This is a genomic window from Cupriavidus sp. 05T313 (assembly GCF_056396665.1).
Window position 1 is genome coordinate 1 of sequence record NZ_JBFTLX010000253.1, and the last position, 10,199, is coordinate 10,199.

At 66.3% G+C, this 10,199-nt stretch carries 9 protein-coding genes; 6 read left to right on the forward strand and 3 right to left on the reverse strand.

Annotation, left to right across the window (positions count from 1 at the left end; genetic code table 11):
• Positions 1–1,074, reverse strand: a 1,074-nt coding sequence (gene tgt, locus AC1DKD_RS34320; protein ID WP_477144269.1) for a tRNA guanosine(34) transglycosylase Tgt, incomplete at its 3' end; no start/stop codon positions are given.
• Between the two features lie 47 nt (positions 1,075–1,121).
• Complete coding sequence (gene queA / locus AC1DKD_RS34325; RefSeq protein ID WP_477144274.1) at positions 1,122–2,168, reverse strand: tRNA preQ1(34) S-adenosylmethionine ribosyltransferase-isomerase QueA; 1,047 nt, start codon at positions 2,166–2,168, stop codon at positions 1,122–1,124.
• Positions 2,169–2,352: 184 nt separating this feature from the next.
• Between queA and recG the strand changes: the two genes are divergently transcribed.
• From recG to ubiA, 6 genes are all read left to right on the forward strand, one after another.
• Positions 2,353–4,560: an ATP-dependent DNA helicase RecG gene (gene recG / locus AC1DKD_RS34330; RefSeq protein WP_477144270.1), complete on the forward strand. Its 2,208-nt coding sequence runs from the start codon at positions 2,353–2,355 to the stop codon at positions 4,558–4,560.
• A 126-nt stretch (positions 4,561–4,686) separates the two neighbouring features.
• Complete coding sequence (locus tag AC1DKD_RS34335; RefSeq protein WP_035867485.1) at positions 4,687–5,640, forward strand: LysR substrate-binding domain-containing protein; 954 nt, start codon at positions 4,687–4,689, stop codon at positions 5,638–5,640.
• 461 nt (positions 5,641–6,101) lie between these two features.
• Positions 6,102–7,547, forward strand: coding sequence for a catalase (locus tag AC1DKD_RS34340; protein WP_477144271.1), 1,446 nt, complete (start codon positions 6,102–6,104; stop codon positions 7,545–7,547).
• Between the two features lie 68 nt (positions 7,548–7,615).
• The gene (locus AC1DKD_RS34345) at positions 7,616–7,828 is read left to right on the forward strand and encodes a hypothetical protein (protein ID WP_441626288.1); all 213 of its coding nucleotides are present in this window, start codon (positions 7,616–7,618) and stop codon (positions 7,826–7,828) included.
• A gap of 78 nt (positions 7,829–7,906) precedes the next feature.
• Positions 7,907–8,392 carry a Dps family protein gene (locus tag AC1DKD_RS34350; RefSeq protein ID WP_035867478.1) on the forward strand — a complete coding sequence of 162 codons (486 nt, stop codon included), beginning with the start codon at positions 7,907–7,909 and terminating at the stop codon, positions 8,390–8,392.
• 130 nt (positions 8,393–8,522) lie between these two features.
• The gene (ubiA, locus tag AC1DKD_RS34355; protein WP_477144272.1) at positions 8,523–9,380 is read left to right on the forward strand and encodes a 4-hydroxybenzoate octaprenyltransferase; all 858 of its coding nucleotides are present in this window, start codon (positions 8,523–8,525) and stop codon (positions 9,378–9,380) included.
• Positions 9,381–9,425: 45 nt separating this feature from the next.
• Here the strand turns inward: ubiA and proC are convergent.
• On the reverse strand, positions 9,426–10,199 hold a 774-nt coding region (gene proC / locus AC1DKD_RS34360), incomplete at its 5' end, for a pyrroline-5-carboxylate reductase (RefSeq protein ID WP_477144273.1).

Here is a 10,199-nt window from a genome sequence, read left to right on the forward strand (position 1 = left end):
GTGCTGCTCGATGGCTTCGCGCATTTCGGCCATCAGTTGCAGGTAGTAATGCAGGTTGTGGATGGTGTTCAGGCGCGCGCCGAGGATCTCGCCGACCCGGTGCAGGTGATGCAGATAAGCGCGCGAGAAGTTGCGGCAGGTATAGCAGCCGCAGCTCTCGTCCAGCGGCCGCGTGTCGTTGCGGTGGACGGCGTTCTTGATCTTGACGTCGCCGAAGCGGGTGAATAGCCAGCCGTTGCGGGCATTGCGGGTCGGCATCACGCAGTCGAACATGTCGACACCGGCCGCCACGCCCGCCACCAGGTCTTCCGGCGTGCCCACGCCCATCAGGTAGTGGGGCTTGTGGGCCGGCAGGCGCGGCGCCACGTGCTCCAGCACGCGCATCATGTCTTCCTTGGGCTCGCCAACGGACAGCCCGCCGATGGCGTAGCCGTGGAAGTCCAGTTCGGACAACCCGGCCAGCGACTCGTCGCGCAGGTCTTCGAACATGCCGCCCTGGACGATGCCAAACAGCGCGTTGGGGTTGGCCAGGCGCTTGAATTCGTCGATCGAACGCTTGGCCCAGCGCAGGCTCATGCGCATGGAAGTCGCCGCCTCCGCATGGGTGGCGGGACGGCCTTCGATCTCGTATGGCGTGCACTCGTCGAACTGCATCACGATGTCGGAGTTCAGCGTGCGCTGGATCTGCATCGAGATCTCGGGCGACAGGAACAGCTTGTCGCCGTTGACCGGCGAGGCGAAGGTCACGCCATCCTCGGTGATCTTGCGCAGCGCGCCCAGCGAAAACACCTGGAAGCCGCCCGAATCGGTCAGGATCGGCTTGTCCCAGCCCATGAAGCGGTGCAGGCCGCCGTGGGCCTCCACCACTTCCAAACCGGGGCGCAGCCACAGGTGGAAGGTGTTGCCCAGGATGATCTGCGAATTGATCTCGTTCAGTTCGAGCGGCGACATCGCCTTGACCGAACCGTAGGTGCCGACCGGCATGAAGATCGGGGTCTCGACCACGCCGTGGTTGAGGGTGACGCGGCCGCGGCGGGCGTTGCCGTCGGTGGTGAGCAGTTCGAAGTTGAGCATGGCTGGAATCGGGTTCGGGCAGTCGGTACGGAGCTGGCGCGGCGCGCTCAGGGCTGGGGCTGGCGCGTCAGCAGCATGGCGTCGCCGTAGCTGAAGAAGCGGTAGCGYTGMKCCACSGCRTGGCGGTAAGCGGCGCGGATGGSCTCCACSCCGGCCAGCGCCGATACCAGCATCAGCAAGGTCGACTTGGGCAGGTGGAAGTTGGTGATGAGGGCATCCACCACGCGGAACCGGTAGCCCGGCGTGATGAAGATATCGGTGTCCCCGCGCCCGGCGGTCAGCGTGCCATCGGCAGTGCCGGCGGATTCCAGCGCGCGCAGCGAGGTGGTGCCGACCGCGATCACGCGGCCGCCGGCGGCGCGCGTGTCGCGCACGGCCTGGGCCAGTGCCTCGGACACCTCATACCACTCGGCGTGCATCTTGTGTTCGGCAAGGTTCTCGGTACGCACCGGCTGGAAGGTGCCGGCGCCCACGTGCAGGGTCAGGAAGCCGCGGCGCACGCCCAGCGCATCGAGCCGGGCGAACAGCGCCTCGTCGAAATGCAGGCCGGCGGTGGGGGCCGCCACCGCGCCGGGGGCGCGGGCGTAGACGGTCTGGTAACGGGTCTCGTCGAAGGCGTCCGGGTCGTGGGTGATATATGGCGGCAGCGGCAGGCGGCCGTGGCGCTCGATCAGGTCCAGCGCCGGCTCGGGGAAGGTGAGCGTGAAGAACTGGTCCACGCGCGGGCCCACGGTGACGTCGAAGGCATCCACCAGGCGCAGCTTGCTGCCCTCGGGCGGCGTCTTGGAGGCGCGCACCTGCGCCAGCACGGTATGACTGTCCAGCACCCGCTCGACCAGCACCTCGACCTTGCCGCCGCTGCCCTTGTGGCCGAAGAAGCGTGCCTTGATGACGCGCGTGTCGTTGAATACCAGCAGGTCGTTCGGGCGCAGGTAGCCGACGATATCGGCGAAAGTGCGGTCGGCCAGGCGGGTGGTGCCGTCCCGCGCGTCCGTATCCACCACCAGCAGCCGGCTTGCGCCGCGCTCCGGCAAGGCGGTCTGGGCGATCAGTTCGGGCGGCAGTTCAAAGTCGAAGTCGGACAGCGTCAGCATCATGGGGGCAAAAACGGCCACTGGCCGCGCGGTGGCGCGGCCGGCATAGGTACAATCGGCGAATCCGATATTGTAAGGCTTGGGGCAGCACGGCCGCCCGGGCGCGCATGATATCGCCTATTTGCGCCACCCTCCCTTGCCGCCAGGCATGAACCCCGACCCGAATCCGTAGCCACGCCGCCCGATGCCAGGAACCGCTCCCGACCCGATCCCGGAAACCACCGACAGCCTGCCCGCGGCGCCCGCCGGGGACAAGGCCGGCCGGCCGGGCAAGGGGCCGGGGGCCGCCAAAGGTGCCGCCGGCAAGCCGTCCTCGGCCATGGCGCGCTTGCATAAGCTTGGCCTCAAGCGCGACGTTGACATGGTGCTGCACCTGCCGATGCGCTATGAGGACGAGACCACGCTGCTGCCGATCGCCGATGCCATCCGCCGCGCGGGCCTGGGCCTGGCGGTGCAGGTCGAGGGCGTGGTCACGTCCAATGAGGTGAGCTTCCGCCCGCGCCGCCAGCTGGTGGTCAAGATCGCCGACGATACCGGCGAGCTGACGCTGCGCTTTCTGAATTTCTACGGCAGCCAGGCCCAGCAGATGGCCGAAGGCACCTGCCTGCGCGTGCGCGGCGAACTGCGCGGCGGTGGCTTCTTCGGCGCGGAGATGGTCCATCCCACCGTGCGCCCGGTGACGCCAGGCGAGGCGCTGCCCGATAGATTGACGCCGGTGTACCCGAGTACCGCGGGCATTCCGCAGACCTACTTGCGCAAGGCCATCGGCGGGGCGCTTTCGCGCACGCCGCTGCCCGAGACCCTGCCATTGCCGGTCCTGAAAGGTCCGCTCGCGCAGCTCAGGCTGCAGCCATTGCCGGATAGTCTGCGCCTGCTGCACTCGCCGCCGCAGGATGTCGATGAAGCCGCGCTGATCGAGCGCTCGCACCCGGCCTGGCAGCGCATCAAGTTTGACGAACTGCTGGCGCAGCAACTCTCGCTCAAGCGCTCCCAGGCGGCGCGGCGCGACAAGAGCGCGCCGCCCATGCCGCGCCGCGCCGGCGGCCTGCTGACGGCCTTCCTGGCGGCGCTGCCGTTCAAGCTGACCGGCGCCCAGCAGCGCGTGGTGGAAGAGATCGCCAGGGACATGGGCGCGCCCCATCCGATGCACCGACTCCTGCAGGGCGACGTCGGCAGCGGCAAGACCATTGTCGCGGCGCTGGCGGCCTGCCAGGCCATCGACGCCGGCTACCAGGCCGCGCTGATGGCGCCCACTGAAATCCTGGCCGAGCAGCACTACCGCAAGCTTTCCGCGTGGCTGGAGCCGCTTGGCGTGACCGTGGTGTGGCTGGCCGGCAGCCTGAAGGCGCGCGCCAAGCGCGAGGCGGCGGCGCAGGTCGAGTCCGGCGAAGCCAAACTGGCCATCGGCACCCACGCGCTGATCCAGGACAGCGTCAAGTTTGCGCGCCTGGGTTTGTCGGTGGTGGATGAGCAGCATCGCTTCGGCGTGGCCCAGCGCCTGGCGCTGCGCGGCAAGGCGGAGCCCGATGCGGCAGCGCCGCCGGACAAGGCCGGCAAGGCCGCCGAGACCGTGCCGCATCAGCTGATGATGTCGGCCACGCCGATCCCGCGCACGCTGGCAATGACTTACTACGCCGATCTCGACGTCTCGGTGATCGACGAGCTGCCGCCCGGCCGCACCCCGGTGGTGACGCGGCTGGTCAACGACGCGCGCCGCGACGAGGTGATCGAGCGCGTGCACCATGCCGCCGCCGATGGCCGGCAGGTCTACTGGGTGTGCCCGCTGATTGAAGAGAGCGAGGCGCTGCAGTTGCAGACCGCCGTGGAAACCTACGAGACCCTGGTGGCCGCCTTGCCGGAGCTCAAGGTAGGTCTGGTGCACGGGCGCTTGCCGCCGGCGGATAAGGCTGCCGTGATGGAAGACTTCACGGCCAACCGCCTGCAGGTGCTGGTAGCCACCACCGTGATCGAGGTGGGGGTGGACGTGCCAAACGCCTCGCTGATGGTGATCGAGCACGCCGAGCGATTCGGCCTGGCGCAGCTGCACCAGTTGCGCGGCCGGGTGGGGCGGGGCAGCGCGGAATCGGTCTGCCTGCTGATGTACCAGGCGCCGCTGTCGCCCACCGGGCGCGAGCGCCTGGCGACCATGCGCGAGACCACCGACGGCTTCGAGATTGCCAGGCGCGACCTGCAGATACGCGGCCCCGGCGAGTTCCTCGGCGCGCGCCAGTCCGGCGAGGCGATGCTGCGCTTCGCCGATCTCAACACCGACGCCTGGCTGGTCGACTATGCCCAGGAGGCGGCGGAACTGATGCTGACCCGCTATCCGGAGGCGGTGGAKGCGCACCTGCTGCGCTGGCTGGGCGGCAGGGAGCATTTCCTGAAGGCCTGAGGCAAAGGGCAGCATGCTTCGCATGGGCGCGCGGCGGCAAGTATCGCCTGCGCCGCATTGCCCTTCATCTCTGACAGAACCCCGAATCGAAGGTAAAATCTATCGCCTAATGGAAATTGATAAGTCATGACGCTCACCGAACTCAAGTACATCGTCGCCGTGGCGCGCGAGCGCCATTTCGGCCGGGCGGCCGAAGCCTGCTTCGTGTCGCAGCCGACGTTGTCGGTGGCCATCAAGAAGCTGGAAGACGAACTCAACGTGCAGATCTTCGAGCGAGGCACTTCCGAGGTCTCGGTGACGCCGATCGGTGAGCAGATCGTGGCGCAGGCCCAGCGCGTGCTGGAGCAGACCATGGCCATCCGCGAGATCGCCAAGCAGGGCAAGGACCCGCTGGCCGGGCCGTTGCGCCTCGGCGTGATTTACACCATCGGGCCCTACCTGCTGCCCGCGCTGGTCAAGGAAATGATCCAAACCGTGCCGCAGATGCCGCTGATGCTGCAGGAGAACTACACGGTCAAGCTGATCGAGTTGCTCAAGCAAGGCGAGATCGACTGCGCCATCATGGCCGAACCCTTCGCCGATTCCGGCCTGACCGTGCAGCCGCTGTACGACGAGCCCTTCGTGGTAGCGGTGCCGCGCGGTCACCATCTGGAAAACGCCAGCCATGTTGACCCCGACGAACTGAAGCAGCAGACCATGCTGCTCCTGGGTAGCGGGCACTGCTTCCGTGACCAGGTGCTGGGCGTGTGCCCCGAGTTGTCGCGCTTTTCCCAGGCGGCCGACGGCATCCAGAAGACCTTTGAAGGTTCCTCGCTGGAAACCATCCGGCATATGGTGGCAAGTGGTGTCGGCATCACTGTGCTGCCGCGCACGTCAGTACCGGATCTCAAGTCCGGCAAGAACGACCTGTTGGCTTACGTGCCCTTCACCGACCCGGTGCCCGACCGGCGCGTGGTCCTGGCCTGGCGCAAGAGCTTTACCCGGCTGCCCGCCATGGAAGCGCTGCGCCGCGCCGTGACCGCCTGCGACCTGCCCGGGGTCAGCATGCTGGCTGCCAAGGAACTGGCCAAGGCGGCCTGACCTGCCCCGCTGGCTGCCCGTCCTCGCGCCGGGGATCGGTCATGCCATGCTGCCAGCGCGCAGTCGCTGGCAGCGTCATCGCCCATCTTTGCCCACCTCCGTTTTTTTCCGCCGTCGATTTTTGTAACTTCACTGTGCCTTTGCCGTGTGCCATGCTGGCGTGCGCGGGAAATAGGCATGCTCTATTCCATAGTTAGAAATAATTGAATTTTTTATTCGATAGTTAATCCGTACACTTCCTGTATCGGCGCACTGCGCGCGGTTACCCACAAGGAGTCGTACATGACCGGCACGGATCCCAACCCAGTCAGCCCTGTCGCCGCGGGAGACATCCTGGGCGCGCTGGCGAGCTGTGTGGCCGACTGTCTTGCCAGTTACGCCACGGTGTACTGAAATAACCCGGCGGTTCCCAACTCCCGCCCCAGCCCAACTCCCGATTTACCCCACGAAAAGAGGTCAAGATGAGCAAGGACAAGGACACTCTCACCACCGCCGCCGGCGCCCCGGTTGCCGACAACCAGAACTCGCTGACCGCCGGCCCGCGCGGCCCGATGCTGCTTCAGGACGTGTGGTTCCTGGAAAAGCTCGCCCACTTCGACCGCGAGGTGATTCCCGAGCGGCGCGTGCACGCCAAGGGCTCAGGCGCCCACGGCACCTTTACCGTCACGCATGACATCACGCGCTTCACCAAGGCATCGGTGTTCGGCAGCGTCGGCAAGCAGACGCCGATCTTCATCCGTTTTTCCACGGTGGCGGGCGAGCGCGGCGCGGCCGATGCCGAGCGCGATGTGCGCGGTTTCTCGGTCAAGTTCTACACGGACGAAGGCAACTGGGACGTGGTTGGCAACAACACGCCGGTGTTCTTCGTGCGCGATCCGCTGAAGTTCCCCGATTTCATCCACACGCAGAAACGCAATCCGCGCACCAACCTGCGCGACCCCATCGCGGTGTGGGACTTCTGGTCGCGCCACCCTGAATCGCTGCACCAGGTCACCATCCTGATGAGCGACCGTGGCCTGCCGCAGAACTATCGCCAGATCCATGGCTTTGGCTCGCATACCTTTTCGTTTCTCAACGCAGCCAACGAACGCTTCTGGGTGAAGTTCCACTTCAAGTCGCAGCAGGGCATTGCCAACTGGACCAACGAGGAAGCCGCCAAGGTGGTGGCGGGCGATCGCGAAAGCGCGCAGCGCGACCTGTTCGAGAACATCGAAAAGGGTAACTTCCCGCGCTGGAATGTGCGCGTGYAGGTCATGCCCGAAGCCGATGCGGCCAAGTACCACATCAACCCGTTCGACCTGACCAAGGTGTGGCCACACAAGGACTATCCGCTGATCGACGTCGGCGTGCTGGAGCTTAACCGCAACCCGGACAATTACTTCGCCGAAGTGGAGCAGGTGGCGATGAACCCGTCCAACGTGGTGCCGGGCATCGGCTTCTCGCCCGACAAGATGCTGCAGGGCCGGCTGTTCTCATATGGCGACACGCAGCGCTATCGCCTGGGCGTGAACCACAACCAGATTCCGGTGAACGCGCCCAAGTGCCCGTTCCACAATACGTTCCACCGCGACGGCGCGATGCGCGTGGACGGCAACCAGGGCGGCAAGCTCAACTACGAGCCCAACCGCGAGGGCGCCTACGCCGCCAGCGAGCGCGCCGCCGAGCCGCCGCTAGCCGTGGATGGCGCGGCGGACCGTTGGGACCACCGTGTGGACACCGACTATTACAGCCAGCCGGGCGCGCTGTTCCGCCTGTTCAATGAGGGCCAGCGCCAGCAGCTGTTCTCGAACATCGCGGCAGCCATGCAAGGGGTGCCGGAAGAGATCGTGCGGGTGCAACTGGAGCACTTCACCAAGGCCGATCCGGCCTACGGCGAAGGCGTCAGGCGCGCCCTCAACCTGAAGTAAGGCAGCAAGGGCATCGGGTGGTCCCGCGCCAGCGGCGCCACCCGATGCACCAGGCAAGGAGAAGCATCATGGCTATGTTCAGCATGTTCATCGGTGAGTTGCAGCAAATGCGGCAAGTGCGGCAAGTGCAGCAAGACGCTGGCGACGGCTCCCGCGGCGGCGACGCGGCGCGCCTGCAGCGCAAGCTGTGGCGCACGGAAATCGGGCTGGCGGTGATCGCCCTGGGTGCTGTCCCGATGTTCCTGGACGCGGCCACGAGTTTGTCCGGATTTACCCGGTGATGCCATAATGTGCGGGTTGTGCCGCGTCGCCAGGCGCGGCAGTCACTGTGGCCACCCCCAGACTGGAGCGTACCTATCATGGCAAAGAAGAATGAGATGAGCGTGAATATCGGCATTTCCGACAAAGAGCGCAAGAAGATCGCGGAAGGCCTGTCCAAGTTGCTGGCGGATACCTACACGCTTTATCTCAAGACCCATAACTTTCACTGGAACGTGACGGGTCCGATGTTCAACACGCTGCACCTGATGTTCGAGACGCAGTACACCGAACTGGCGTTGGCCGTCGACTCCATCGCGGAGCGTATCCGCGCGCTGGGCTACCCGGCACCGGGCACCTACAAGGAATACGCCCGCCTGTCGTCGATCCCCGAGGAAGAGGGCGTGCCCGAAGCCACCGAGATGATCCGCAAGCTGGTCGAAGGCCAGGAGGCCGTGGTGCGCACCGCGCGCTCGCTGTTCCCGGTGATCGATGCGGCAGGCGACGAACCCTCGGCCGACCTGCTGACCCAGCGCATGCAGACGCACGAAAAGACCGCGTGGATGCTGCGCTCGATGCTGGCCTGATGGCCTGAATCGACGCCGCCGGCGGCACGATGTGCTGCCGGCCATGCGCGCCGCGCCCTGGCCGGGACGCGGCGCGTTTTTCGTTTATTGTCCTTGCCTTGCCCCGTACCGAGGTACGCGGGCCACTACCATGTTTGAACGCTTAGCCCTGTACGCGCGCCTGGTGCGCATCGACAAGCCCATCGGCACGCTGCTGCTGCTGTGGCCCACGCTGTGGGCATTGTGGATGGCCACGGGCGGGCCGCCGGCGTGGCACTTGTTTTGGATCTTCTTTGTCGGTACCTTCCTGATGCGATCGGCCGGTTGCGCGATGAACGACTGGGCCGACCGCGACTTCGACAAGCATGTGAAGCGGACCAAGGAACGGCCGTTGACTGCCGGCAAGATCGCGGCTTGGGAAGCGGTGATGGTGGCGGTGGTGCTGGCGCTCGCGGCCTTCGCGTTGATCACGCCGCTCAATGCGCTGACCAAGTGGCTGGCGGTGGTGGCCGCGGTGCTGGCCGGCACCTATCCGTTCTTCAAGCGCTTCTTTGCCATCCCGCAGGCCTACCTCGGCATTGCCTTCGGCTTCGGCATCCCGATGACGTTCGCCGCGGTCCAGGACCATGTGCCCGCCGTGGCATGGGTGATGCTGCTGGCCAATGTGTTCTGGGCGGTGGCCTACGACACCGCTTATGCCATGGTGGACCGGGATGACGATCTGCTACTGGGCATGAAGACTTCGGCCATCACGTTCGRGCGCTTCGATGTGGCCGCCATCATGATTTGCTATGCGGTGTTTCTTGGGCTGATGGCTTGGGCTGGCGCGCAGTTCGGACTGGGCTGGCCATACTGGCTTGGGCTGGCAGCCGCGGCGGGATGCGCGCTGTATCACTACACGCTGATTCGCGATCGCGATCGCATGCGCTGCTTCGCCGCGTTCCGGCACAACAACTGGCTGGGAGCTTGTGTGTTTGCCGGAACGGCGGTGGCATACGCGCTGCGTTGAGGGGAGTGGGCGGGCGCTCCCTATGCCGTCGTGCCTGAAAAAACGTCAGTCCTTCCCGAACTCCGCCCCCATCTCCGTAGCCCGCGCCGCGGCGGCATGCATCGCTTTGACGAAAGCCTCGCCGATGCCGGCGGTTTGCATCGCGGTGAGCGCCGCATATGTCGTACCGCCCTTGGACGTCACGCGCTCGCGCAACAGGCTGACAGGCTCCTCGGACTGCGCCGCCAGCACCGCCGCGCCGCGGAAGGTTTCCACCGCCAGCGCGCGTCCCTGGCTGGCGGTGAGGCCGAGTTCCGAGGCGGCTTTTTCCATCGCTTCGATGAAATAAAAGACATAGGCCGGGCCGCTGCCGGAGATGGCGGTGACCGCGTCGATCTGCGCGTCGCCTTCCACCCACTCGCATTTACCCACGGCTTCAGCCAGCGCGCCGGCAATCTCGCGGTCCCGCTGCGCCAGGCCSGGCRCGGCGGCCAGGCCGGTCATGCCCATGCCGGCCAGCGCCGGCGTGTTCGGCATGGCSCGCACCAGGCGGGTGCGGCCGCCAAACCAGCGCTGCATATCGGCCAGGCGGATGCCAGCCGCCACGCTGACGATCAGGTTGTCGCCCAGGTACGGCAGCAAAGATGCCGCCGCGTCGCGGAACTGCTGCGGCTTGACCGCCAGCACGAGCACATCGCTGGCGCCGAAGGCCGCATCCGGCGCGCCTGCGGCATGCACCCCCAGGTCGCGCCGCAGGCGCGCCTGGGCTTCCTCGAAAGGATCGACCACGCGGATCGAAGTGGCCGGCACGCCCCGGGCGATCAGGCCGCCGATCAGGGC

What these genes read in the sequence shown, in the direction of transcription:
- AC1DKD_RS34335 (WP_035867485.1), top strand. Translation starts at nt 4,687, where the DNA reads ATGACGCTCACCGAACTCAAGTACATCGTCGCCGTGGCGCGCGAGCGC.
- AC1DKD_RS34350 (WP_035867478.1), top strand. Translation starts at nt 7,907, where the DNA reads ATGGCAAAGAAGAATGAGATGAGCGTGAATATCGGCATTTCCGACAAA.
- AC1DKD_RS34345 (WP_441626288.1), top strand. Translation starts at nt 7,616, where the DNA reads ATGGCTATGTTCAGCATGTTCATCGGTGAGTTGCAGCAAATGCGGCAA.